The sequence below is a fragment of the Mycobacterium sp. genome, from assembly GCF_049608025.1.
In the GTDB taxonomy this organism is placed as follows: Bacteria; Actinomycetota; Actinomycetes; order Mycobacteriales; family Mycobacteriaceae; genus Mycobacterium.
The window spans coordinates 49,084-72,333 of sequence record NZ_JBMYXC010000015.1; the positions used below are offsets into that span (position 1 = coordinate 49,084).

Below are 23,250 nucleotides of genomic sequence, written 5' to 3' on the forward strand. Positions count from 1 at the left end.
CCGCCGCACGCGGTCACCGAATTACATCGGTGCGTTGGCCGGCTGGAAGACCCCGGAGCTGTCAGCCTCCTCCTCGGCGCGGATCACATGCACCACGGCGTTGATCAGGGCCAGGTGGGTGAACGCCTGCGGGAAGTTGCCCAGATGCCGTCCGGTCCGCGGTTCGATCTCCTCGGCGTAGAGGTGCAGCGGGCTGGCGAACGACAGCAGCCGTTCACACAGATGCTTGGCCTTGCTGAATTCGCCGATCTCGACCAGCGCCGACACCAGCCAGAATGAGCAGATGGTGAACGTGCCCTCCTCGCCGGACAGTCCGTCGTCAGTTTCTTCCACCCGATAGCGCAGTACGAGACCTTCTTCGGTCAGTTCTTCGCTGATGGCCAGGACTGTTGCGCGGATTCGTGGATCGTCGGGTGGCAGGAACCGGGTCAGCACCGCCAGCAGCAGCGAGGCGTCCAGCGCGTCGTCGCCGTAGCGCTGGGTGAGCACCCCGCGTGAGTCGACGCCGTGTTCGAGAATGTCGGCCTTGATCTCTTCGGCGATCGCCCGCCACTGCTGCGCGTAGGACTTCGCCCCTTCCAAATCGGCCAGCTTGGCGCCGCGATCGAGCGCAACCCAGCACATGATCTTGCTCGAGGTGAAGTGCTGTGGCTCGCCGCGCACCTCCCAGATGCCGCGGTCGGGTTCCCGCCAGTGCTTGATGGCTTCCTCGACCTGTTCTTTGAGTACCGGCCACAACGTCTCGGGGATCTGCTCGCGCGACTTGGTGTGCAGGTACACCGAGTCGAGCATGGTGCCCCAGATGTCGTGCTGCCTCTGGTTGTATGCGCCGTTGCCGATGCGTACCGGGCGGGCGTTGTCGTACCCGGACAGATGGTTGAGTTCCTCCTCGACCAGGGTGCGTTCCCCGCCGACGGCGTACATGACCTGCAACGGTTGCCGTTCACCGTTGTTCGCGCCGGACACGTCTGCGATGAACGCGAAGAAGTCGTCGGCCTCGCGGTCCAGGCCCAGCGTGTAAAGGCCCCACAGCGCGAACGTGGAGTCGCGCACCCACCCGTACCGGTAGTCCCAATTGCGTTCACCGTGTGGGGTCTCGGGCAGTGAGGTGGTCGGGGCGGCCAGCAGCGCGCCGGTCGGAGAGTAGGTCAGACCTTTCAGGGTCAGTGCGCTGCGCTGCAGATAGGACCGCCACGGATGGTCGGGGAAGTCGCCGACGTTGATCCATTGGCGCCAGCACTCGCTGGTCGTCCACATCTTCTCGGCGGCCTCCTCATAGGTCTGCGGGGCCGGATGCCCGGACCAGCTCAGTGCGACGAACACATTGTCGCCCTCACTGAGCCGGGTACGTGCGCGCGCTTCCCGGCCCTCCAGCCCGATGCGCAGGTTGGTGGTCAGCCGCATCGTCGGATGCGAATCGGGGTTCTTGGTCGCGCGCGCGATCGCCTCGCCGTACGCCTGCGCAGAGTATTCCCAGTTGGCGCTCACGCGGTGATAGTCGAACGACGGCTCGCAGCTCATCACCAACTCGACGGTGCCGCTCACACACCGCACGGTGCGCAGCAGGATGTGCTCGGCGTCCCAGTCCATCGGCGTGCGGCGATGCGTGCGGGACCGGGTTTCGAGGTCATGCCAGGGGCCCATCACCAGGGCATCCCGCACGATCACCCAGCCGGTATGCGTCTGCCAGGTGGTCTCCAGGATCAGGCTGCCGGGCAGGTAGCGCCGCGCCGCGGGCACCGACACACCGTAGGGCCCCAGCCGGAAGTGTCCCGCCCCCCGGTCCAGGATCGCCCCGAACACGCTGGGGGAGTCCGGGCGTGGCACGCAAAGCCATTCCACCGAGCCGGCTGACGAGATCAGGCAGGTGTTCTCGCAGTCGGACAGAAAGGCATAGTCGGCAATGGGCGGAAACGGGTTGCGCAGGGAGCCGCTGGTGTGGGGCAGCGGCTCGGAAACGACGCCGAAGGCCGAACCGCTGTCGAGGTGAGCTCCATCGGACGCGTCGCTGTGCTGCTGCAGAACCATTGGCACATCATCGACTGTCGAGTGCCCCGTCGTCTACCGATACGCCCAGTGTTTCGCCCAGCTTCCGGACGCATAGTCTGACCGGATGGGCGGCTTCCTGAATTGGTGGGACGGGGTGGAGCTGTGGCTGTCGGGGCTGCCCTTCATCGCCCAGACGGTGGTGGTGATGCCGGTGGTGCTCGCTGTGGCCTATGGAATCGCGGTGCTGCTCGACGGCGCACTGGGTAACGGGGTGCGGCTGTTGAAGCTGGCGCGGCGCACCGACAGGGACGGTGCCGACGGCCACCGCGAGGGAGGCGATGCATGAGCGGCATGCCCCGGTCACAGGTGACGCTGGCGCTGGCCGCGCTGCTGGTTCTCGTGGTCGTCATGTGGCTGTTCACCCGCTGATACCCGGGAAGGTCGGCAATGCAGACGATCCTGAAAAACACGTCGCTCGGGCGCGCGGCTGTGGCGTCGGCCCTGTCGGTGGCCGTTCTCGCTGCCTGCGGTGGCGGACCCGGCGATGTCGTCGGCGACCGAGGTGGCGGCTCTGACGCCGAGACCACACTCGCCTTGGTCGCGTTCGCGGTTCCAGAGCCCGGATGGTCGAAGGTGGGACCTGCTTTCGCGGCCACCGAAGAAGGCGAGGGCGTCGCCGTCGACGGCTCATACGGAGCGTCTGGCGATCAGTCTCGGGCCGTTGAATCAGGTAAGGCCGCCGACCTCGTGAACTTCTCCGGGGAGCCCGACATCACCCGGCTCGTCGAGGCCGGAGATGTCAACGAAAACTGGAATGCCGGCGCCACCAGGGGAATTCCCTTCGGATCGGTGGTCAGCTTCGCGGTACGCCCCGGCAATCCCAAGAATATCCGCGATTGGAACGACCTGCTGCAGCCAGGAATCGAGGTCATCACGCCCAGCCCGCTGAGTTCGGGTGCGGCCAAGTGGAACCTGCTTGCCCCCTACGCCTGGGCCAGCAGGGGTGGGCAGAGCCCGGCAGCGGGTCTCGACTTCGTCAACGAGCTGGTCTCTGAGCACGTCAGATTGCGTCCGGGGTCGGGCCGCGAGGCCACCGATGTGTTCAAGAACGGCACCGGCGATGTGCTGCTGGCTTACGAGAACGAGGCGATGAACTTCGACCTCGAATACGTCAATCCACCGCAGACTTTCAAAATCGAGAACCCGGTGGCTGTTGTAACTTCCAGCCGGCACCAGGAGAAGGCCACGGAGTTCGTGAACTTCCAGTTCACGCCCGAGGCGCAGAAGTTGTGGGCGGAGGCCAACTTCCGGCCGGTCGACCCAGCTGTGCTGGCTGAATTCGCTGACAAGTTCCCGGCACCGGAGAAGCTGTGGACCATCGACGACCTGGGCGGTTGGGCGAAGGTCGACTCCGAACTCTTCAACAAGGACACCGGCAGCATCACCAAGATCTACCGGCAGGCGACTGGATGACCACCGCGGTCGACCAGCGGGCTTCTATGCCGCGGCGCGGGCTGCGGTGGCCGCGTCGAAGCGGTCCAGCACCGTCTCGGCCACCTGCCGATGGGCGCCGAGAGGCGCCGACATCGGGATGCCCTGTGTACGGGCGAACGTTGCCACGCGGTCGGTGATGCGTCCGTGGGCCAGAAACCAGGGCGCGATGACCAGTCGCGTGGCGCCGCGCTCGCGCAGCAGTCCTGAGGCTTCGGTCAGCGTCGGCCGCGGGCCGGTGGCGAACGCGGTCGCGGCTTTCCACCGCGTCATCAGCGTCAGCTCACGCGCCACCGCCGCGGTGGCAACGTTGGCCCCCGGTCGTGACGACCCGACCGCGGTCACCAGCACTCCGACGCCGGGATCAAGTCGGGAGACCCCGGCTTGCTCGAGTCGCTGGCGCAGCACATGGATCAACCTGTCGTCCTCGCCGAGTACCTCGGCCAGGCGGGCGTCGGCGCCGGACTCAGCGATCATCGCGGGGATGTCGACCCGTGCGTGGTAAGCATTGGCCAGAAGCAGCGGGACCACCACCGCTCGGCCGCTTCTCGTCGAGGCGAGCGCATCGCGCAGATTCGGGGAGTTCTGTTCGCAGAAGGCCACGCGTGCGTCCAGTCCCGGCCGTAGCCGACGGATGCAGGCGAGAAGCGAGTGCGCTGTCGATGCCGACCTCGGGTCGGCGCTACCGTGCGCGGTGAGGACCAGCCTCACGAGGCGTGCAGCCCGCATTCCGTCTTGGTCTGACCTGCCCAGCGACCGCTGCGTGCGTCGGCGCCCTCGGTGGGCTTGTTCGTGCAGGGGGCGCATCCGATCGACGGATAGCCTTCGAAGACAAGCGGGTTGACCAGGATGCCGTTGCTGTCGATGTAGCTCTGCATGTCCTCGTCGCTCCACGCCGCCAGCGGGTTGATCTTCACCAGGCCGAACGCCTTGTCCCAGCTGATCAGCGGGGCGTTGGCGCGGGTCGGCGCTTCCACCCGACGAATGCCGGTCACCCAGGCGGAGTAGCCGCTCAACGCCCTGGACAGCGGTTCGACCTTGCGCATCCGGCAGCATTCGTTGGGCTGGCGCTCGAACAAGTTCTTACCGAAGAGCGAATCCTGCGCGGCCACAGTGTTTTCAGGGCGAACGTTGACGACGTTGATGTCGTAGATGGCCTCGACGGCATCACGGGTGCCGATCGTTTCGGCGAAGTGATACCCGGTGTCAAGGAACAGCACATCCACACCAGGGCGAACCTTGGCCGCGAGATCCACCAACACCGCATCCTGCATGTTGGACGCCACGATGTAGCCAACGCCGAAGTGCTCGTCGGTCCAGCCCAGCAGGTCTTCGGCACTGGCGTCGGCGCCGAGTTCAGCTGCGCCGCGCTCGGCCAGGGCCTGCAGATCCGTTTCCGCGATCAATTCCGTCATCTCCGCCTTCCGCTCTTCGCGCAAGCGCTCATCGCAACTCCGCCTCATCCGCCCTCAACGCCCATGTAGCGAAACGCTCACCCTGCTCCCGTTGTTTCATGAAGTTGCGAACAACTCTGTCGATATAGTCACCGAGCTCGCTGGACAGGACCTTGTGCTGGCGCAGCTTGCGGCCGAAGCCGCTGTCCAGACCCAGACTGCCGCCCAGGTGAACCTGGAAGCCCTCGACCGAGTCGCCCCCGTCCTCGCCGGAATCGATCATCTGGCCCTTGAACCCGATGTCGGCGACCTGGATGCGGGCACAGGAGTTCGGGCAGCCGTTGATATTGACAGTGATGGGCACGTCCAGCTGTGCGTTGAGGTCCTCCAAACGCTCCTCCAGCTCGGGGACCAGCACCTGCGCCCGCTTGCGCGTCTCGGCGAAGCTCAGCTTGCAGAACTCGATGCCGGTGCAGGCCATCAGGTTGCGCCGCCAGTGCGATGGGGTCGACGGCAGCCCGAGCGCGTCGAGTCCGGCGCGCAGTTGGTCAAGTTCGTCGTCGGGAACGTCGAGCACTATGAGCTTCTGGTACGGAGTGAACCGGACGCGGTTGCTGCCTGCTGACTCGGCCAGATCGGCGACCTTCGACAGGATCGTGCCGGACACCCGGCCGGCGATGGGGGCCACGCCCACGGCGTTCAGTCCATTACGGAGCTTCTGCACCCCGACGTGGTCGATGGGCCGGGGCACCGGCTCGGGGGCGGGCCCGTCCAGTAACGGACGTTTCAGGTATTCCTGTTCGAGAACTTCCCTGAACTTCTCGACGCCCCAGTCCTTGATCAGGAACTTCATCCGCGCCTTGGCCCGCAGCCGGCGGTAACCGTAGTCACGGAACACGTTGACCACGCCTTCCCACACGTCGGGCACCTCATCCAGCGGCACCCACGCGCCCACCCGCTGGCCCAGCATCGGGTTGGTGGACAGCCCGCCGCCGACCCACAGGTCGAAGCCGGGGCCGTGGTCAGGATGATCGACGCCCACGAAGGCGACGTCGTTGACCTCGTGCACGACGTCCTGCAGGCCCGAGATCGCGGTCTTGAACTTGCGCGGCAGGTTGGAGTAAACCGGATTGCCGATGTAGCGCTTGACGATTTCGTCCACCGCCGGGGTGCCATCGATCACCTCGTCCAGCGACTCGCCCGCCAGTGGCGATCCCAGCACGACGCGGGGGCAGTCACCGCACGCTTCGGTGGTCTGCAAACCGACCTCGTCGAGGCGGCGCCAGATCTCGGGCATGTCCTCGATCCGGATCCAGTGGTACTGGATGTTCTGCCGGTCGGAGATGTCGGCGGTGTCCCGGGCGAACTCGGTCGAGATCTCGCCCAGCGTGCGCAGCGCCGCGGTGGTGAGGGCACCGCCGTCGCTGCGGACCCGCAACATGAAGTAGGAGTCCTCGAGCATGTCGGTGTTCTCGTCGCCGGTCCAGGTTCCGTCATAGCCTGGCTTGCGTTGGGTGTACAGGCCCATCCAGCGAAACCGGCCACGCAGATCGTTCATGTCGATGCTGTCGAAACCATCGCGGGAGTAGACGTTGATGATCCGGTCGCGCACGTTGAGTGCGTCGTCTTCCTTCTTGAACTTCTCGTTGGCGTTCAGCGGCTCGAGTGAGCCGAGCGCCCACTGTCCTTCATCGCGGACCCGTTTGGCGGGCTTGGTCTTGCCGGCGGGCGGGGTCGGTGCGGTGGTCATCCGATGGGGCTCCTCGTCGGAGCCGGCGTTCAGATCGCGCGTTCTCACCGGTGGCTGTCCGGCAGCGCAGATCCGGTGGCCAGCTGAAATGGTGCGGGCGGGTCTCCGAAGCTACTTCGTCAAGGCAGACAGCGACAGGTACAAACGCGCTTGAAGTCGACATGGCGGCGCACTACCAGCGACACCCGGCGGGGCAGGCTGTGGGCTCCAGTCACGACCCCAATTGTGCCACGAACACCGGCACCTGCCCTAATGGGGCACAATTTGCGTTCACCGGGGGTGCGGCCCGCTCTGGGAGACTGATTCGCGTGACGGTCCGGACGGGGGTGACGCTGCCGGGGCTGGCGGCCGGTACCGGTCGCCCGTCGCGCCCTTTCGGGATCTACGTTCACGTGCCGTTCTGCGCGACTCGGTGTGGCTACTGCGACTTCAACACCTATACCCCGGCCGAGTTGGCCGGTGGCAGCACCCCGGAGGGCTGGCTGGCCGCGTTGCGGATCGAGCTCCGCCTCGCGGCGGCTCACCTCGGTGTCGCGCCACCGGTGCAGACAGTGTTCGTCGGCGGCGGTACGCCCTCCCTGCTCGGAGCGGCCGGCCTCAGGTCCGTACTTGATGCGGTCGGCGACAATTTCGCGATCTCCCCGGGAGCCGAGGTCACCACCGAGGCCAATCCGGAATCGACGTCACCGGAGTTCTTTGCCCAGCTCCGCGCCGCGGGGTTCACCCGAGTGTCCTTGGGCATGCAGTCGACGGCTCCGCATGTGCTCGCGGCGCTGGACCGCGTGCATTCACCCGGCCGGGCGCTCGAAGCGGTCCGGGAAGCCCGCGCGCAGGGATTCGACAACGTCAGCATCGACCTCATCTACGGAACGCCGGGGGAGACCGATGACGACCTCCTGAGCTCCGTCAGCTCGGCCGTTGAGGCCGGTGTCGATCACCTGTCCGCTTACTCGTTGATCGTCGAGGACGGCACCGCGCTGGCCCGCCGGGTGCGCCGCGGCGAGATGGCCGCACCGGACAATGACGTGGTGGCCCGACGCTACGAACTGCTCGACCGCCGCCTCGCCGATGCCGGCTTCGACTGGTACGAGGTGTCGAGCTGGGCTCGTCCCGGCGGGCAGTGCCTACATAACCTCGGCTACTGGGGTGGTGGGCAGTGGTGGGGCGCCGGCCCCGGCGCGCACGGATACGTCGGCTCCACCCGGTGGTGGAATGTCAAGCACCCCAACGTTTACGCCGAAGTACTCGCGGGCGGTTCGCTGCCAGTCGCCGATTTCGAACAGCTCGACGCCGAGGCCTCGCACACCGAGGAGGTGATGTTGGGGGTGCGGCTGCGCTCCGGGCTACCGGTGGCGGTGTTGTCCGGAGCCGAGCGCGACCGGGCCTCGGAGGCGATCCAGGACGGACTGCTGTGGCGCCAGGGTGAGCGGCTGGTGCTGACCGACCGCGGCAGGTTGCTCGCGGATGCGGTGGTGCGGGATCTCCTCGACTGAACGGCTAGAGCAGCGCGGGCGCCAGGCGACGCCATTGCTGGCGTGGGAACTCGCGCGGATCGGCGGTGATCACCTGGACGCAGACGTGGTCGGCCCCCGCCGCCCGGTGTTCCCGGACGCGCCGGCGCACGGCATCTTCGTCCCCCCAGGCGATGATCGAATCGAACAAGCGGTCGCTGACGGAGGCCAGATCGTCCTCGGTGAACCCTGATCGCAGCAGGTTGTTGGCATAGTTCGGCAGCCCCAGATACGAACGCAGCCAATCACTTCCGATGGTGCGCGCTTCTTCTCTGTCCTCGGTGAGCAGTACGGCCTGCTCGGGCAGCAGCAACGGGCCGTCGCCGAGTGCTTCGCGGGCGGTGTGCGTGTGCTCGGGGGTCGTCAGATACGGATGTGCGCCGCGCGCGCGGGTCGCAGACAGCTGGAGCATCTTCGGCCCCAGTGCGGCCAACACGCGGTTGGCCGTCGGAACCGGACGGGGCGCGGCGTCCAGCCCATCGAGAAACGCCCTCGTGGCAGCCAACGGCTTGCGGTAGCGGCCCGGCTCCGCCGCGTCGATCAGCGGTGCATGGCTCACCCCGATGCCGAGCAGGAAACGCTCCCCGTGGGCTTCGGTGAGCGTGGCGTAGCGTGCGGCCACGTCGGACGGCTCGTGCATCCATAGGTTGAGGACGCCGGTGGCGATCACCGTCTGCCGAGTTGCGGACAGCAGGTTTTCGACCGAATCGAGAAGCGGCCCGCCGACGTCGGGTATCCACAGTGCCGTATACCCCAGTTCGTCGAGTTCGGCGGCGGCGTCTGCCGCCTTGGCGGGGTTGCCGTAGCGCAACTGCGAACTCCACAGACCTACTCCGGATAGCTCCATGCCTTCTACCCATACCGTGTCCAGCGGCGGAGCGCCACGGGGCCGGACGGACATGCCTGCACGTCGGCCGTCGCTGATCACCGTAAACTGAACAGCGACCAGGACGGGGACGGAAGGCAGGTGGGCGGTGGGTAACGCCGACGATCGTCGATTCGAGGTGTTGCGTGCCATCGTCGCGGACTTCGTCGCCACCCACGAACCCATCGGTTCCAAGTCGATCGTCGAGCGCCACAATCTCGGTGTCTCGAGCGCGACCGTGCGCAACGACATGGCGGTTCTGGAGGCTGAGGGCTACATCGCCCAACCGCACACCAGCTCCGGTCGGGTACCCACGGAGAAGGGCTACCGTGAGTTCGTCGACCGGCTCGACAACGTCAAACCGATGTCGAGTGCCGAACGGAGCGCGATCCTCACGTTCCTGGAGACCGGTGTCGATCTCGATGACGTGCTGCGCCGCGCGGTGCGCCTGCTCGCACAGCTGACCCGTCAGGTCGCGATCGTGCAGTATCCGACGTTGTCGACGTCGTCGGTCCGACATCTTGAGGTGGTGGCGCTGACACCGGCGCGGCTGTTGCTGGTGGTGATCACCGACTCCGGCCGCGTTGACCAGCGGATTGTCGAATTGGGCGACGGAATCGACGATGTCGAACTCGCCCAGTTGCGTGACCTGCTCGGTCAGGCGCTGGAGGGCAAGCCGCTGGCCGCCGCCACGGTCGCGGTCTCTGACCTGGCATCACATCTCAACGGTCAGGGTGGCCTCGCCGACGCGGTCGGCAGGTCGGCCACCGTGCTGGTGGAGTCGCTGGTCGAACACAGCGAGGAGCGGTTACTGCTGGGCGGCACGGCCAACCTGACGCGCAACACCGCCGACTTCGGGGGATCATTGCGCTCGGTGCTCGAGGCGCTCGAGGAGCAGGTCGTGGTGTTGCGGCTACTGGCCGCGCAGCAGGAGGCGGGCAAGGTCACCGTGCGCATCGGTCACGAAACGGAAGCCGAGCAGATGTTGGGCACCTCGGTGGTCAGTACTCTTTACGGCAGCTCGGGCAAAGTGTTCGGCGGCATGGGTGTGGTCGGTCCCACTCGGATGGACTATCCGGGAACTATGGCCAATGTCGCCGCCGTTGCTCTCTACATTGGCGAGGTCTTAGGGAGCCGCTGATCCGCGTTGTATTGATCGGATCGACGGCTGGGAAAGGTTGAGTGTGGCACGCGACTATTTTGGGATGCTCGGCCTGAACAACGGCGCGAGTGACGCGGAGATCAAGCGCGCCTACCGCAAGCTCGCTCGCGAGCTGCACCCCGACGTGAATCCTGACGAGGCGGCGCAGACCCGCTTCAAGGAGGTCAGTGTCGCCTACGAGGTGCTCAGCGATCCGGAGAAGCGCCGCATCGTGGACATGGGTGGCGATCCGATGGAGTCGGCGGCCGCCGGCGGCGGGTTCGGCGGATTCGGCGGGCTCGGCGATGTCTTCGAGGCGTTCTTCGGCGGCGGGGCCACCTCGCGCGGGCCGGCAGGCCGGGTCAGGCCCGGGTCCGATTCGCTGCTGCGGATGCGGCTGGACCTGGCCGAGTGTGCGACTGGCGTGACCAAGCAGGTCACTGTCGACACCGCCGTACTGTGCGACTTGTGCCAGGGCAAAGGCACCCACGGCACGTCGACGCCGGTGTCCTGCGATACCTGCGGTGGAAACGGCGAGATCCAGACCGTGCAGCGCTCGCTGCTCGGCCAGGTGATGACATCGCGACCCTGCCCGGTCTGCGGCGGAGTCGGCGAGGTCATCCCGGATCCCTGCAACCGATGCGCCGGGGACGGCCGGGTGCGCGCCCGTCGGGATATCAGCGTCAAGATTCCGGCCGGCGTGGCCGATGGGATGCGGGTGCGGCTGGCTGCCCAAGGCGAGGTGGGGCCCGGTGGCGGGCCTTCAGGTGACCTGTACGTCGAGGTCCACGAGACACCGCACGACGTTTTCGTCCGCGACGGCGACGATCTGCATTGCACCATCTCGGTCCCGATGGTCGACGCCGCGCTGGGCACCACGGTCACCGTCGATGCGATCCTCGACGGACCCATCGAGATCACCATCGGCGCCGGAACCCAACCCGGCTCGATCACTACACTGCGCGGACGCGGCATGCCCCATCTGCGTTCCGGCGTGCGTGGCAACCTGAACGCCCACATCGACGTCGTGGTGCCCGCCCGGCTCGATCACGAGGACATCGAGTTGCTTCGGACGTTCAAGGAGCGCACCCACGGCGCGGCCGAGGTGCGTAGCGCGCAGAGCAACAACACCTCACACGGCGGCGGTCTGTTCAACCGGCTGCGCGAAACGTTCACCGGTCGCTAGCGCTGTGAGCCGAGGGCTCTTCTACGTCGAAACGCTGCCCGCAGTTGGTGGGCTTGCGATCCTCGACGGTGACGAGGGTTTTCACGCGGCCAACGTGCGTCGCACCCGGCCCGGAGAGCAACTCGACCTCGGCGACGGCGCGGGCACCGTGGCGCACTGCGTCGTCGAGGATGTGGCCAAGGGCAGATTGTCGGCCCGGGTGCAGGCCATTCACCTGGTGAAACGTCCCACGCCCACGGTTACCGTCGTGCAGGCGCTGCCTAAAGCGGAGCGCTCCGAGCTGGCAATCGAACTGGCCACCGAGGCGGGTGCGGACGCGTTCGTGGGTTGGCAGGCGGCGCGCTGCGTGGCCCGTTGGGGTGGACCCGAAAAGGTGGAAAAGGGGCTGCGCCGTTGGGCAGCGGTGGCGCGGTCTGCTGCCCGCCAGTCCCGGCGCCCCTACATCCCGGCAGTCGAGGGCGTCGTGACGACGGCCGGACTTGTCGATCGGGTGCGCGCCGCATCGCCGTCCACGGTGCTGGTGCTGCACGAGTCGGCCACCGGGCTGCTGGCTTCGGCGACCGGGCTGTTCGGTTTGGCGGCCGGACTGCCGGCTTCGGCTACCCGGCCGGCGGCGGAGGCGCTCACCCTGGTGGTTGGGCCGGAGGGCGGTATCGCCGACGAGGAACTCGAGGCGTTGGGCGATGCCGGTGCGGTGTTGATACGGCTGGGACCGACAGTGTTGCGGACATCCACGGCAGCGGCGGTGGCGCTGGGCGCTCTTGGGGTGCTGACCTCCCGGTGGTGCTAGCTGGTGGGACTGATCAGGCCTTTCGGGGTTCGGCTCCCGGAATCGGTCGGCGGTTGGTGTTAACCGCGTTGCCGAACGTGAAGACGCCTTCACGCTGGGTCGCGACTGTGCCGACACCTTCACGTTGGCCGACCAGCGGTCGTGTGCAGGGAGTGCTGGTGTGCAAGGACTTGTCCGACTGACGCCCCGGTGACGCTAAACTGAGGTTTCGATTCGGCCGGCGCGACCCGAAGCTCGGTCGGAAAAGAGAAAGCAGGCAGAAAACCACACGTGAGCCCCCGAGAGACGAACGCCGCCTCGGACGCACCCCGAACGGCTGTCCGCAGCAGCATGACTGTTCCGCCCGACCTCGTCGTGGGCCTGCTGGGGTCCTCAGACGAGAATCTGCGCGCACTCGAGCATCTGCTTTCCGCCGACATCCACGCCCGCGGGAACGCGATCACCCTGTCGGGTGAACCCGCCGACGTCGCCCTGGCCGAGCGGGCGATCTCTGAACTGGTCGAGGTCGTCGCCGGCGGCCAGACGCTGACAGCGGACGCGGTGCGGCACAGCGTGGCGATGCTGACGGGCACGGTCGAGGAGTCGCCGGCCGAGGTGCTGACTCTGGACATCCTGTCGCGACGCGGCAAGACCATCCGGCCCAAGACGCTGAACCAGAAGCGCTACGTCGACGCGATCGATTCGCACACCATTGTGTTCGGTGTCGGTCCGGCGGGCACCGGCAAGACCTATCTGGCGATGGCCAAGGCGGTCAGCGCGCTGCAGTCCAAACAGGTCAGCCGGATCATTCTGACCCGCCCAGCTGTGGAAGCCGGTGAGAGCCTTGGCTTTCTGCCCGGCACCCTGAGTGAGAAGATCGACCCCTATCTGCGCCCGCTGTATGACGCCCTGCACGACATGATGGATCCCGAGTTGATCCCGAAGCTGATGAACGCCGGGGTGATCGAGGTGGCGCCGCTGGCCTACATGCGGGGCAGGACGCTGTCAGATGCCTTCATCATCCTCGACGAGGCACAGAACACCACCGCCCAGCAGATGAAAATGTTCCTGACGCGACTCGGCTTCGACTCGAAGATCGTTGTGACGGGCGACATCACGCAGGTTGATCTGCCCGGTGGCGCGTCCTCGGGGCTGCACTCGGCGATGCGTACTCTCGACGGGATCGACGACATCCACTTCTCCGAACTCACCAGCGCCGACGTGGTTCGCCATCGCCTGGTGAGCGAGATCGTCGACGCATATGCGAGGGCGGACGGGAAAGCCGGCGACCGATTGATGAACCGGGCGCAGCGGCGTTCGAGTGGCGCAGGCAGACCGAGGCGCTAGTGGACGGCCGATGAGTATCGAGGTTGCCAACGAATCGGGCATCGACATCTCTGAACAGGAATTGATCAGCGTCGCCCAATTCGTCATTGGAAAGATGGACGTCAACCCGGCCGCCGAGCTGTCGATGGTGCTGCTCGACTCCGCGGCGATGGCCGATCTGCACATGCGGTGGATGGACCTGCCCGGCCCGACCGACGTCATGAGCTTCCCGATGGACGAACTCGAGCCCGGGGGCAGGCCGGATGCGCCTGAGCCCGGGCCGTCCATGCTCGGCGACATCGTGCTGTGTCCGGAGTTCGCGGCAAAGCAGGCTGCCGACGCCGGGCACCCGCTCGGCCAGGAACTGGCGCTACTGACCGTGCACGGGGTATTGCATCTACTGGGTTTTGACCACGCCGAGCCCGACGAGGAAAAAGAGATGTTCGCGCTGCAGCGCGAACTGCTCGAGGAGTGGGTGGCCGACCAGGTCGATTCGTACTACCAGGACCGACAGACCGAGAAGGACCGTCGTCTGGTGGACAAGTCCCGGTTCTTCGATGATTCGAACCACGGCGACGATTCGTGAGCTCGGTCGGTCAACTGATCAGCGCCGTCGTGCTGGTCGGCTTAGGTGGAATGTTCGCGGCGAGCGACGCCGCATTGAGCACGGTGTCGATGGCCCGGGTCGAGGAACTCGTCCGCGAGGGACGTCCCGGTGCGGTGCGGTTGGCGCGGGTGATGCTGGAGCGGCCCCGCTACATCAACCTCATCGTGTTGCTCCGGATCGCCTGCGAGGTCAGCGCGACGGTGCTGCTGGCGGCGTTCCTGGACGGCAGCCTCGGTGTGACCGGAGGTCTGGTCGCCGCGGCCGCGATCATGGTGGTGGTCAGCTTCGTGGCGATCGGGGTCGGGCCGCGGACCGTGGGCCGGCAGAACGCTTACACCATCGCCCTGCTCACCGCCCTTCCGCTGCAAATGATCTCGGTGCTGCTGCTGCCGGTGAGCCGGCTGCTCGTCCTGATCGGTAATGCGTTGACTCCGGGCCGGGGCTTTCGCAACGGCCCGTTTGCTTCTGAGATCGAGTTGCGCGAGGTCGTTGACCTGGCCCAGCAGCGGGGAGTGGTGGCCGACGATGAGCGCCGGATGATCCAGTCGGTGTTCGAGCTCGGCGACACACCGGCGCGGGAGGTGATGGTTCCGCGCACCGAGATGGTCTGGATCGAGTCGGACAAAACCGCCGGCCAGGCCACCTCGCTGGCGGTGCGCAGCGGGCATTCCCGAATTCCGGTGGTCGGCGAAAACGTCGACGACGTCATCGGTGTCGTTTACCTCAAAGATCTCGTGCAGCGAACCTATTACTCGACCAACGGCGGCCGAGACACCGCTGTCTCCAACGTGATGCGCGCAGCGGCGTTCGTTCCTGACTCCAAGCCCTTGGACGCCCTGCTGAGGGATATGCAGCGCGACCGGGTCCATATGGTGCTGTTGGTCGATGAATACGGCGCGATCGCGGGCCTGGTGACCATCGAGGATGTGCTTGAGGAAATCGTCGGGGAGATCGCCGACGAATACGACACCGACGAGGTCGCGCCCATCGAAGATCTGGGGGATCTGTCCTACCGGGTGTCGGCCAGGCTGCCGATCGAAGACCTCGGCGAGCTCTACGACGTCGAGTTCGACAAGCAGCTCGACGTCGACACTGTGGGCGGGTTGGTCGCACTCGAGCTCGGACGCGTTCCCCTGCCCGGAGCCGAGGTGACGTGGGACGGGCTGCGGCTCCGCGCCGAGGGTGGGCCGGACCCGCGGGGGCGGCTGCGAATCGGCACCGTGCTGGTCAGGCCTACCGAGCCAGACCCTGACCAGGAGGAAGAAGAGGGCGCATGAACCGCCTGGACCCCGAAGACACGAAGCTGGTGATTCTCGCCCGGGGCGCGATGGCGCGGGCCGAGCAGGCCAGCGGCGCTGCTGTTCGCGACGCCGACGGCCGCACCTACGCCGGAGCGCCGGTGGCGCTGGCGACGCTCACGGTGACGGCGCTGCAAGCAGCCGTCGTCGCTGCGGTGTCCAGCGGCGCGGCCGGTCTGGAGGCAGCCGTGCTGGTCGGTGGGGCCGCCGACGATCCTGGCGTCGCAGCCGTACACGAACTGTCCGGCGACGCGGTGATCATCCGGACCGACCGGTCAGGGCAGGTGCTGAGGTGAACCCCGAGCGTGCACAGAGATCGCGAATTCGGGTGACTCCAAGCCTCACGAGGCGATCTCGGCGCACCCTCGGTGACGCCCGATGACCGAGTTTCGTTCGGGCTTCGTCTGTTTCGTGGGCAGACCGAACACGGGCAAGTCCACGCTCACCAACGCGCTGGTCGGCACCAAGGTGGCGATCACGTCGAACCGACCGCAAACCACCCGGCACACCATCCGCGGCATCGTGCACCGCGCGGATTTCCAGATCGTGCTCGTCGACACCCCAGGGTTGCACCGACCCCGCACATTGCTCGGTCAGCGCCTTAACGACCTGGTCAAGGGCACCTATTCGGAGGTCGACGTCATCGGGCTGTGCATTGCGGCCGACGAGAAGATCGGGCCGGGGGATCGGTGGATCGTCGAGCAGATCGGTGCAGTCGCGCCGAGGACGACGCTGGTCGCGATCGTCACCAAGATCGACAAGGTATCCAAGGACCGGGTCGCCGAGCAGCTGATGGCGGTCAGCGAGCTCGTCGGGCCTGCCGCCGAGATCGTGCCGGTCTCGGCCACCACCGGTGCCCAGCTCGACGTGCTGATCGACGTGCTGGCCGCGCAGCTGGCGCCCGGCCCGGCGTTCTACCCCGACGGTGAGCTCACTGATGAGCCAGAGGAAGTGCTGATGGCGGAGCTGATCCGCGAGGCCGCGCTGGAGGGCGTCCGCGACGAGCTACCGCACTCGCTGGCCGTGGTCATCGAGGAGATGGAGTTGAGGCCGGGCCGCCCGGAGGATCAGGCTCTCATCGACGTGCACGCCGTGCTCTACGTCGAGCGCGATTCCCAGAAGGGCATCGTGATCGGCAAAGGCGGCGCGCGTCTGCGTGAGGTGGGCACCGCCGCCCGCACGCAGATCGAGAAGCTGCTCGGAGCAAAGGTCTATCTCGACCTCAGGGTGAAAATCGCAAAGAACTGGCAGCGCGACCCGAAGCAACTCGGCCGACTCGGCTTCTGAGCGGGTGAGCGTCTGAGCGCGTGATTTCGGTGCAGTTGGTCACGCTCACCGTGACCAACGACGCCGAAATCGCTATCCGGGCTGGCCGTAGACCGCGGTTACCACCGTGCGGTCCCAATGGCTCTCGGTCCACACGCCGATCTGGGTGTTCGCGCAATTGGACATGGTGGCGTAGTAGTCGGGCCGGAAGAACCACTGGTTGATGATCTCGATGCCGCTGATGGCCAGCGCGGGGTTGATGGCGACGGTCTCGGAGGCTGTGCCCACGAAACCGGCCCGGTTCGCGCGGTCCTGCACGGTCGAGCCGTCGGAGCCGATGTCGCCGTTCAGGTCACGGTTGTTGAGTACATCGTTGGTGTGCCACTGCGCGGCCAGTCGGAGCTTGGGGTTGATCTCGATGTCGGTGGTGCAGTTGTTGCGCTGCTGAACCGTGTAGACGTTGACAACGACGCTCTCGTTGAGGCGCCGGTAGTCGGGGTAATCCGCGTGGGCGTTCGGCATGCCCGCGATCGCAGTTCCCGCGAGTGCCACCGCAGGCAGGGAGCGCACCATCTTGCTGACGTTCACCGCCCGGACATTACGCGACGTTGTGCGCGGTCGAGCGGGGACCGGTGAGATTCGTCGGCAGGTCGGGTCTGACCGTGCGGGTGTCCCACCAATTCTCCGGCTCGTGGGAAGCCCAGTCGTTGATGGCTTCCAGGGCAGCCGCCAACGACACCAGCAGCGGTTCGCTGTGCGCCGGACCCATCAGCTGGACCCCGATGGGCAGTCCGTCGGCGGTGAATCCGGCGGGCACGTTGATCGACGGCCAGCCGAGCAGGTTCCACGGCCACGTCGCCGGGCAGGCGCGGATCATCTTGCGGTCGGTGGCCAGCCCGCTGAGCTGATCGAACGCGTCGACCCTCGGTGACGGCTGGGCGGTCGTGGGCGCGAGCACGACGTCGGCCAGGTTGAAGATCCATCCGATTCGCTCCTGAGACGCTGCCTCGTGGGCGCGTGCCTTGCGCAGAATGTGTTGCGAGAGCAGCCGCCCCATGACGGCATTGGATCGCGTGCGCTTGTCCAACCGCACGTCGGGACCCAGCAGCTCAATCCACTCCAGGATGCCCGCGGTGGAGCGGGCCAGGAAATTCCACGACATGCGCAGGCCGTAATCGGGGTCGGCCGCCACCATGGTGTGGCCCAGCTGTTCGAGTCGGCCGGCGACCACCTGGAGCGCCGAGTGGATCTCGGGGTGCAGGTCGGCCCGGAAACCAGTGAACGGAAACCTGGTGGACAGCGCGATCCGTAGTGGTCCCGGCGCCCGGGACACGGAGGCTGAAGCGCGCACGCGCGGTGGCTTGTGCAGATCGCCGGGTGCGTTGCCCGATGCGGCGTCGAGCACCAGCGCCGCGTCGGCCACGGTGCGGGCCAACACGCCGTTGACGGTGATGCCGTTGAACGTCTCGGCACGCGGCCAGGTCGAGATGCGTCCCCGTTGCGGCTTGATTCCGACCAGATGCGTCCAGGCTGCCGGAATGCGGACGCTGCCCGCCCCGTCGGAGCCGATCGCGGCCGCCACCAGACCCGCCGCGACCGCCGCGGCGCTGCCGCCTGACGAACCACCCGGGGTGTGCTCCCGCGACCAGGGGTTACGGGTGTGCCCGAACGCGGGTCCACTGGTGAACGGCCACTGGCCCAGTTCGCAGGTGTTGGTCTTACCGACGATTACCGCACCGGCCGCCCGCAGCCGCCGGACCACCTCTGCGTCGGTATCGGCGATCCGCTTCGTGTCGTCGCTGCCGGCGGTCCCAAATCGGGTGGGTACGCCGGCGATGTCGACGTCGTCCTTGACGGCGATCGGGATGCCCAGCAACGGAAGCTGCGAAATATCGTCTCCCGCCGCGCGTCGACGGTCGGCCTCGGCCGCTTCGAGGAGGGCCTGGTCGGTGAGAACCACGCGGAAGGCGTTGAGGGTGGCCTGGCTCGCCTCGATGGCCTCCAAAGATCGTCGGACCAGGTCGCCGGACGTAGAGGCGCCACTGGCCAGCTGATAGAGCTGGTAGGTGAGGGTGGGGAACCGGGGAGCGGGTCGATCCCCGGGTCGATCCCCGGGTCGATCTCGGAATCGATCTTGAGGGGGCGGGGTTTCGGGCATCACTTTGTAGAGTATCGGCGCTGCGGGACCGGTTTCGTCGGTCGACGGTGGGAGACTGGTCGAATGCGTCTGTATCGGGATCGAGCGGTGGTGTTGCGCCAGCACAAACTCGGCGAAGCCGACCGCATTGTGACCCTACTCACGCGCGATAACGGTTTGGTGCGGGCGGTGGCCAAAGGGGTGCGGCGCACTCGCAGTAAGTTCGGCGCGAGGCTGGAACCGTTCGCGCACATTGACGTTCAGCTGCATCCGGGTCGCAATCTCGACATCGTCACCCAGGTCCAGGCGATCGATGCGTTCGCTTCGGACATCGTCTGTGATTACGGCCGCTACACCTGTGCCTGCGCGGTGCTGGAAACAGCAGAGCGCCTCGCCGGCGAGGAGCGCGCCCCGGTCCCCGCGCTGCACCGGTTGACGGTGGCCGCGCTGCGGGCGGTGGCCGACGGCGGGCGCCCCCGTGAACTCGTCCTGGATGCCTACCTGCTGCGTGCGATGGGGATCACCGGGTGGGCCCCGTCATTGACCGAATGCGCTCGGTGCGCGACCCCGGGCCCGCACCGGGCGTTCCATGTCGCGGCGGGCGGAAGTGTATGCGTGCACTGCCGACCGTCGGGGTCAGTGACGCCGCCGCAGGGTGTGCTGGACCTGATGGCCGCGCTCTACGAGGGTGAATGGGACCAAGCGCAGGCGTCCTCGTCGCAGCACCGAACTCAGGCCAGCGGGCTCGTGGCGGCGCACCTGCAGTGGCATCTGGAACGGCAGCTGCGGACGTTACCGCTGGTCGAGCGCGTGTATCGGGCGGATCGCGCAGGCAACGAGCGTGGTGTTCGGGTGATAGGGCCGGGCATCGGGCAGGATATGGCGCATGGCAATCAAGCGGACGGGGAAGAACAGCTATCCGCAGCTGCCCCCGGCGCCTGAGGACTACCCCACTTTCCCGGACAAGTCGACCTGGCCGGTGCCCTTCCCCGAGTTGCCGGCACGCACCAACGGCGAGTTCGCCCGCCCCCCGCAGCACACCTCAAAGGCCGCTGCGCCGCAGATTCCAGCCGACCAGGTGCCCAATCACGTCGCGGTGGTGATGGATGGCAACGGACGGTGGGCCACCCAGCGCGGGTTGGGCCGCACCGAGGGTCACAAGATGGGTGAGGCGGTGCTCATCGACATCACCTGCGGGGCTATCGAGATCGGCGTCAAACATCTCACGGTGTACGCGTTCTCCACTGAGAACTGGAAACGCAGCACCGAGGAGGTCCGGTTCTTGATGGGCTTCAACCGGGAGGTGGTGCGACGCCGCCGGGAGAACCTCAATGACATGGGCGTGCGGATGCGCTGGGTCGGCTCGCGGCCCAGGATGTGGCGCAGCGTCACCAAGGAGTTCGACATCGCCGAGCAGATGACCGTCGACAACGACGTCATCACGATCAACTATTGCGTGAACTACGGCGGTCGCACCGAGATCGTGGAGGCGGCAAGCGAACTCGCACGGCAGGCGGTGGACGGCAAGATCAACCCGGACCGCATCACCGAGGCGATGTTCGCCAAGCGCCTGCACCGCCCCGACATTCCCGACGTCGATCTGTTCATCCGAACCTCGGGGGAGCGGCGGGCGAGCAACTTCCTGCTCTGGCAGGCGGCTTACGCCGAGTACGTTTTCCAGGACAAGCTCTGGCCCGACTATGACCGCCGAGACCTGTGGGCCGCGTGCGAGGAGTATGTCAATCGCAACCGGCGCTTCGGCAGGGCCTGAGATCGCGATGGAAGACTCGACGGATTTGTCGCAGCGCCTCACCGCCGCGCTGGAGGAGATTCTCCCCGTTCAGCACGAGGATGACGGTGCGCTGACTGTGCATCACGACGACACATTCGCCTCGCTTCGGGTGGTCACCATCGCCGAAGACCTCGATCTGGTGTCGCTCACCCAGGTTCTGGCGTGGGATCTCCCGCTGGACAGCAAGATTCGCGCCAAGGTCGCCAAACATGCGCATGACACGCTGCTGGGCACGGTGTCGCTGGTGGAGAAAGTCGGCCCCGAGAGAATCGATCCGGAGAAAACCGGCACCAAGAAGTCCCCGTCCGCGAAGGCCGCAGACGTGCTGTTGCGCTACAACTTCCCGGCCGCGGGTCTGACCGATGACGCCCTGCGCACGCTGGTCCTGATGGTGTTGGCCACCGGCGCTGACGTGCGGCGAGGACTGGTGGGTCGACAGCCCTAGCCGTCCGACGCGGGGGCGACCCCGCACCCGCTGCAGATGCCGAAGATCTCGATGGTGTGGCTGACCTCGGAGAAGCCGTGTTCGCGGGCTACCTCGGCGGCCCAGGCCTCGACCTGACCGCCCTGGATTTCGATGGTCGCACCGCACCCCCGGCAGACGAGGTGGTGATGATGGTGATCTGAGCAGCGGCGGTACACCGACTCGCCGGTATCGGTGCGCAACGTGTCGACGATTCCGGTCGCGACCATCTGCTGCAGAGTGCGGTAGACGGTGGTGAGGCCGATGCCCTCTCCGCGCCGCCGCAGTTCGTCGTGCAGTTCCTGGGCGGAACGGAATTCGTCGAGGTTCTCCAGCAGCGCTGTGATGGCCGCGCGCTGGCGCGTCGCCCGGATGGTCCCGGTCACGGCCCGAGTCCCTCGTCCTCGGCAGCATGCGTCACGGCGGCGATCACGATGTCGGCCAGATGATGATCGACCAAGCGATACAACACTTCCCGGCCTGAACGGGCCCCGTCCACGACGCCGGCGGCCTTGAGGATCCGCAGGTGCTGGCTGACCAGCGGTTGCGGAACATCCAACGTGTCCACCAGTTCGTGAACGCAGCGCGCATCCTCGCGAAGTTGCAGCACGATGGCGATGCGCAGCGGCGCGGCCAATGCGCGCAGCAGATCACCCGCCCTGTCGAGGACCGCCCGAGGTGGCACCTCGGGCGCAGGCGCGCCGGCTTGTAGTTGTGGGTCATGGCCGGCCGCCGGATCAGCCATGGTGGAAACGATTTTCATTAGACTCCACGATACATGCGTGACCGCGCATGTCAATCGTGGGGTCGCCTCCACCGGCGGTGGACCTCGCTACGCTGTTGAGCCGTGGCTCCGTCTTCCTCGATCATCGACACCGTTGCAAACCTGGCCAAACGCCGTGGCCTGGTATTCCAGTCCGGCGAGATCTATGGCGGAACCAAGTCTGCTTGGGACTATGGTCCGCTGGGCGTCGAGCTGAAGGAGAACATCAAGCGGCAGTGGTGGCGATCGGTGGTGACCGGTCGCGACGACGTCGTCGGCCTCGACAGTGCCATCGTCCTGCCACGCGAGGTGTGGGTGGCCTCGGGTCACGTGGAGGTGTTCAACGATCCGCTGGTTGAGTGCCTTAACTGTCACAAGCGGCACCGCCAGGATCACATGCAGGAGGCGTACGCGGAGAAGAAGGCGGCCAAGGCGGGGGCACCTGTCGACCCGGGCGCGGTGCCCATGTCGGACATCGTCTGCCCGGACTGCGGCACCAGGGGACAGTGGACCGAGCCGCGAGACTTCAACATGATGCTCAAGACCTACCTCGGCCCGATCGAGTCCGAGGATGGACTGCACTATCTGCGGCCCGAGACTGCACAGGGCATTTTCGTCAATTTCGCCAACGTGGTCACGACGGCACGGAAGAAGCCGCCGTTCGGCATCGGCCAAATCGGCAAGAGCTTCCGGAATGAGATCACACCGGGCAACTTCATCTTCCGCACCCGTGAGTTCGAGCAAATGGAGATGGAGTTCTTCGTCGAGCCGGACACTGCAGCGCAATGGCACCAGTATTGGATCGACACCCGGTTGGCCTGGTACGTCGACCTCGGCATCGACCGGGACAACCTTCGGCTCTACGAGCACCCTGAGGAGAAGTTGTCGCACTACTCCGACCGCACCGTCGACATCGAGTACAAGTTCGGCTTCGCGGGCAGCCCGTGGGGGGAGCTCGAAGGCGTAGCGAATCGCACCAACTTCGACTTATCCACGCACTCAAAGCATTCTGGTGCCGACCTGTCCTTCTACGATCAGGCCGCCGACACCAGATACGTGCCCTATGTGATCGAACCGGCCGCTGGATTGACCCGTTCGTTGATGGCATTCCTGGTCGATGCACACCACGAGGACGAGGCCCCGAATGCCAAGGGCGGTGTCGACAAGCGCACCGTGCTGCGGTTGGATCCGCGGCTGGCGCCGGTCAAGGCGGCGGTGCTGCCGCTGTCGCGCCATGCCGACCTGTCGCCGAAGGCGCGCGACCTGGCCGCAGAGTTGCGAAAGTCCTGGAATATCGAGTTCGACGATGCCGGCGCCATCGGCCGCCGCTACCGGCGCCAGGACGAGATCGGCACGCCCTACTGCGTCACTCTGGACTTCGACTCGCTCGACGACCACGCCGTGACGGTTCGCGAACGTGACGCGATGACTCAGGAACGGGTGGCGATCGATGCAGTCGCGGACTACTTGGCAGTCCGGCTCAGGGGGGCGTGACTGGTGCG

At 66.5% G+C, this 23,250-nt stretch carries 24 protein-coding genes; 15 read left to right on the top strand and 9 right to left on the bottom strand.

What is annotated here, in order from left to right; translation table 11 throughout:
• Positions 1 to 21: 21 nt before the first annotated feature.
• Positions 22 to 2,028 carry a glycoside hydrolase family 15 protein gene (locus tag ACPGXI_RS07700; protein ID WP_526651460.1) on the bottom strand — a complete coding sequence of 669 codons (2,007 nt, stop codon included), beginning with the start codon at positions 2,026 to 2,028 and terminating at the stop codon, positions 22 to 24.
• Between the two features lie 85 nt (positions 2,029 to 2,113).
• On the opposite strand from ACPGXI_RS07700, the gene ACPGXI_RS07705 reads away from it, so the two are divergent.
• Together ACPGXI_RS07705 and ACPGXI_RS07710 are read left to right on the top strand one after the other, a co-directional pair.
• Positions 2,114 to 2,335 carry a hypothetical protein gene (locus ACPGXI_RS07705; protein WP_526651462.1) on the top strand — a complete coding sequence of 74 codons (222 nt, stop codon included), beginning with the start codon at positions 2,114 to 2,116 and terminating at the stop codon, positions 2,333 to 2,335.
• A 101-nt stretch (positions 2,336 to 2,436) separates the two neighbouring features.
• Positions 2,437 to 3,462 carry a sulfate ABC transporter substrate-binding protein gene (locus ACPGXI_RS07710; RefSeq protein ID WP_526651463.1) on the top strand — a complete coding sequence of 342 codons (1,026 nt, stop codon included), beginning with the start codon at positions 2,437 to 2,439 and terminating at the stop codon, positions 3,460 to 3,462.
• A 24-nt stretch (positions 3,463 to 3,486) separates the two neighbouring features.
• Here the strand turns inward: ACPGXI_RS07710 and ACPGXI_RS07715 are convergent, their stop codons facing one another.
• From ACPGXI_RS07715 to ACPGXI_RS07725, 3 genes are read right to left on the bottom strand one after another with little or no spacing between them, the layout of a single operon-like run.
• A complete protein-coding gene (locus ACPGXI_RS07715) occupies positions 3,487 to 4,191 on the bottom strand; it encodes a sirohydrochlorin chelatase (protein ID WP_526651465.1) in 705 nt (234 codons plus the stop codon).
• Positions 4,188 to 4,895, bottom strand: a complete 708-nt coding sequence (locus ACPGXI_RS07720) for a phosphoadenylyl-sulfate reductase (RefSeq protein WP_526651467.1) — start codon at positions 4,893 to 4,895, stop codon at positions 4,188 to 4,190. Before ACPGXI_RS07720 ends, ACPGXI_RS07715 begins: the two co-directional genes overlap by 4 nt.
• A 28-nt stretch (positions 4,896 to 4,923) precedes the next feature.
• Positions 4,924 to 6,624, bottom strand: a complete 1,701-nt coding sequence (locus ACPGXI_RS07725) for a nitrite/sulfite reductase (RefSeq protein WP_526651469.1) — start codon at positions 6,622 to 6,624, stop codon at positions 4,924 to 4,926.
• A gap of 308 nt (positions 6,625 to 6,932) precedes the next feature.
• On the opposite strand from ACPGXI_RS07725, the gene hemW reads away from it, so the two are divergent.
• Positions 6,933 to 8,117 carry a radical SAM family heme chaperone HemW gene (hemW, locus tag ACPGXI_RS07730; protein ID WP_526651471.1) on the top strand — a complete coding sequence of 395 codons (1,185 nt, stop codon included), beginning with the start codon at positions 6,933 to 6,935 and terminating at the stop codon, positions 8,115 to 8,117.
• A gap of 4 nt (positions 8,118 to 8,121) precedes the next feature.
• Here the strand turns inward: hemW and ACPGXI_RS07735 are convergent, their stop codons facing one another.
• Complete coding sequence (locus ACPGXI_RS07735) at positions 8,122 to 8,982, bottom strand: LLM class F420-dependent oxidoreductase (RefSeq protein ID WP_526651533.1); 861 nt, start codon at positions 8,980 to 8,982, stop codon at positions 8,122 to 8,124.
• 127 nt (positions 8,983 to 9,109) lie between these two features.
• Here ACPGXI_RS07735 and hrcA point away from each other — a divergent pair, with 127 nt between their 5' ends.
• From hrcA to era, 8 genes are all read left to right on the top strand, one after another.
• Entirely contained in the window at positions 9,110 to 10,141 is a 1,032-nt protein-coding gene (gene hrcA / locus ACPGXI_RS07740) for a heat-inducible transcriptional repressor HrcA (protein ID WP_526651473.1), read from the top strand.
• 43 nt (positions 10,142 to 10,184) lie between these two features.
• Positions 10,185 to 11,327, top strand: coding sequence for a molecular chaperone DnaJ (dnaJ, locus tag ACPGXI_RS07745; RefSeq protein ID WP_526651475.1), 1,143 nt, complete (start codon positions 10,185 to 10,187; stop codon positions 11,325 to 11,327).
• A gap of 4 nt (positions 11,328 to 11,331) precedes the next feature.
• On the top strand, positions 11,332 to 12,117 hold the full coding sequence (locus ACPGXI_RS07750; RefSeq protein WP_526651477.1) for a 16S rRNA (uracil(1498)-N(3))-methyltransferase: 786 nt from the start codon (positions 11,332 to 11,334) through the stop codon (positions 12,115 to 12,117).
• Between the two features lie 270 nt (positions 12,118 to 12,387).
• Positions 12,388 to 13,443 (top strand): PhoH family protein, encoded by a 1,056-nt coding sequence (locus ACPGXI_RS07755; protein WP_526651479.1) that lies wholly within the window; start codon positions 12,388 to 12,390, stop codon positions 13,441 to 13,443.
• 10 nt (positions 13,444 to 13,453) lie between these two features.
• Positions 13,454 to 14,008: an rRNA maturation RNase YbeY gene (gene ybeY, locus ACPGXI_RS07760; protein ID WP_526651481.1), complete on the top strand. Its 555-nt coding sequence runs from the start codon at positions 13,454 to 13,456 to the stop codon at positions 14,006 to 14,008.
• Positions 14,005 to 15,306, top strand: coding sequence for a CNNM domain-containing protein (locus ACPGXI_RS07765; RefSeq protein WP_526651483.1), 1,302 nt, complete (start codon positions 14,005 to 14,007; stop codon positions 15,304 to 15,306). Before ybeY ends, ACPGXI_RS07765 begins: the two co-directional genes overlap by 4 nt.
• The gene (locus tag ACPGXI_RS07770; RefSeq protein WP_526651485.1) at positions 15,303 to 15,623 is read left to right on the top strand and encodes a cytidine deaminase-like protein; all 321 of its coding nucleotides are present in this window, start codon (positions 15,303 to 15,305) and stop codon (positions 15,621 to 15,623) included. Before ACPGXI_RS07765 ends, ACPGXI_RS07770 begins: the two co-directional genes overlap by 4 nt.
• A gap of 82 nt (positions 15,624 to 15,705) precedes the next feature.
• Entirely contained in the window at positions 15,706 to 16,614 is a 909-nt protein-coding gene (gene era, locus ACPGXI_RS07775) for a GTPase Era (protein WP_526651487.1), read from the top strand.
• 72 nt (positions 16,615 to 16,686) lie between these two features.
• On the opposite strand, the gene ACPGXI_RS07780 is transcribed toward era, so the two are convergent.
• Positions 16,687 to 17,166, bottom strand: a complete 480-nt coding sequence (locus tag ACPGXI_RS07780) for a CAP domain-containing protein (protein WP_526651535.1) — start codon at positions 17,164 to 17,166, stop codon at positions 16,687 to 16,689.
• A 25-nt stretch (positions 17,167 to 17,191) separates the two neighbouring features.
• Positions 17,192 to 18,751, bottom strand: a complete 1,560-nt coding sequence (locus ACPGXI_RS07785; protein ID WP_526651489.1) for an amidase — start codon at positions 18,749 to 18,751, stop codon at positions 17,192 to 17,194.
• Positions 18,752 to 18,814: 63 nt separating this feature from the next.
• On the opposite strand from ACPGXI_RS07785, the gene recO reads away from it, so the two are divergent.
• The 3 genes from recO to ACPGXI_RS07800 are packed head-to-tail and all read left to right on the top strand — an operon-like array spanning position 18,815 to position 20,967.
• Positions 18,815 to 19,672, top strand: a complete 858-nt coding sequence (gene recO, locus ACPGXI_RS07790; RefSeq protein WP_526651491.1) for a DNA repair protein RecO — start codon at positions 18,815 to 18,817, stop codon at positions 19,670 to 19,672.
• Positions 19,617 to 20,501, top strand: coding sequence for a decaprenyl diphosphate synthase (locus ACPGXI_RS07795; protein ID WP_526651493.1), 885 nt, complete (start codon positions 19,617 to 19,619; stop codon positions 20,499 to 20,501). Before recO ends, ACPGXI_RS07795 begins: the two co-directional genes overlap by 56 nt.
• Before the next feature lie 7 nt (positions 20,502 to 20,508).
• Positions 20,509 to 20,967, top strand: a complete 459-nt coding sequence (locus ACPGXI_RS07800; protein ID WP_526651495.1) for a hypothetical protein — start codon at positions 20,509 to 20,511, stop codon at positions 20,965 to 20,967.
• Here ACPGXI_RS07800 and ACPGXI_RS07805 read toward each other — a convergent pair.
• Entirely contained in the window at positions 20,964 to 21,371 is a 408-nt protein-coding gene (locus ACPGXI_RS07805) for a Fur family transcriptional regulator (protein ID WP_526651497.1), read from the bottom strand. The two genes, ACPGXI_RS07800 and ACPGXI_RS07805, sit on opposite strands and share 4 nt — an antisense overlap.
• Complete coding sequence (locus ACPGXI_RS07810; RefSeq protein WP_526651499.1) at positions 21,368 to 21,748, bottom strand: ArsR/SmtB family transcription factor; 381 nt, start codon at positions 21,746 to 21,748, stop codon at positions 21,368 to 21,370. Before ACPGXI_RS07810 ends, ACPGXI_RS07805 begins: the two co-directional genes overlap by 4 nt.
• Before the next feature lie 84 nt (positions 21,749 to 21,832).
• On the opposite strand from ACPGXI_RS07810, the gene ACPGXI_RS07815 reads away from it, so the two are divergent.
• The gene (locus tag ACPGXI_RS07815; RefSeq protein ID WP_526651501.1) at positions 21,833 to 23,242 is read left to right on the top strand and encodes a glycine--tRNA ligase; all 1,410 of its coding nucleotides are present in this window, start codon (positions 21,833 to 21,835) and stop codon (positions 23,240 to 23,242) included.
• Positions 23,243 to 23,250: the final 8 nt, after the last annotated feature.

Bases quoted from the DNA above. Each gene is read 5' to 3' on its own strand.
- ACPGXI_RS07700 (WP_526651460.1), bottom strand. From the start codon at position 2,028: ATGGTTCTGCAGCAGCACAGCGACGCGTCCGATGGAGCTCACCTCGAC.
- ACPGXI_RS07705 (WP_526651462.1), top strand. From the start codon at position 2,114: ATGGGCGGCTTCCTGAATTGGTGGGACGGGGTGGAGCTGTGGCTGTCG.
- ACPGXI_RS07710 (WP_526651463.1), top strand. From the start codon at position 2,437: ATGCAGACGATCCTGAAAAACACGTCGCTCGGGCGCGCGGCTGTGGCG.
- ACPGXI_RS07720 (WP_526651467.1), bottom strand. From the start codon at position 4,895: ATGACGGAATTGATCGCGGAAACGGATCTGCAGGCCCTGGCCGAGCGC.
- ACPGXI_RS07725 (WP_526651469.1), bottom strand. From the start codon at position 6,624: ATGACCACCGCACCGACCCCGCCCGCCGGCAAGACCAAGCCCGCCAAA.
- ACPGXI_RS07735 (WP_526651533.1), bottom strand. From the start codon at position 8,982: ATGGAGCTATCCGGAGTAGGTCTGTGGAGTTCGCAGTTGCGCTACGGC.
- ybeY (WP_526651481.1), top strand. From the start codon at position 13,454: ATGAGTATCGAGGTTGCCAACGAATCGGGCATCGACATCTCTGAACAG.
- ACPGXI_RS07770 (WP_526651485.1), top strand. From the start codon at position 15,303: ATGAACCGCCTGGACCCCGAAGACACGAAGCTGGTGATTCTCGCCCGG.
- era (WP_526651487.1), top strand. From the start codon at position 15,706: ATGACCGAGTTTCGTTCGGGCTTCGTCTGTTTCGTGGGCAGACCGAAC.
- ACPGXI_RS07780 (WP_526651535.1), bottom strand. From the start codon at position 17,166: ATGGTGCGCTCCCTGCCTGCGGTGGCACTCGCGGGAACTGCGATCGCG.
- ACPGXI_RS07785 (WP_526651489.1), bottom strand. From the start codon at position 18,751: ATGCCCGAAACCCCGCCCCCTCAAGATCGATTCCGAGATCGACCCGGG.
- recO (WP_526651491.1), top strand. From the start codon at position 18,815: ATGCGTCTGTATCGGGATCGAGCGGTGGTGTTGCGCCAGCACAAACTC.
- ACPGXI_RS07795 (WP_526651493.1), top strand. From the start codon at position 19,617: ATGGCAATCAAGCGGACGGGGAAGAACAGCTATCCGCAGCTGCCCCCG.
- ACPGXI_RS07800 (WP_526651495.1), top strand. From the start codon at position 20,509: ATGGAAGACTCGACGGATTTGTCGCAGCGCCTCACCGCCGCGCTGGAG.
- ACPGXI_RS07810 (WP_526651499.1), bottom strand. From the start codon at position 21,748: ATGAAAATCGTTTCCACCATGGCTGATCCGGCGGCCGGCCATGACCCA.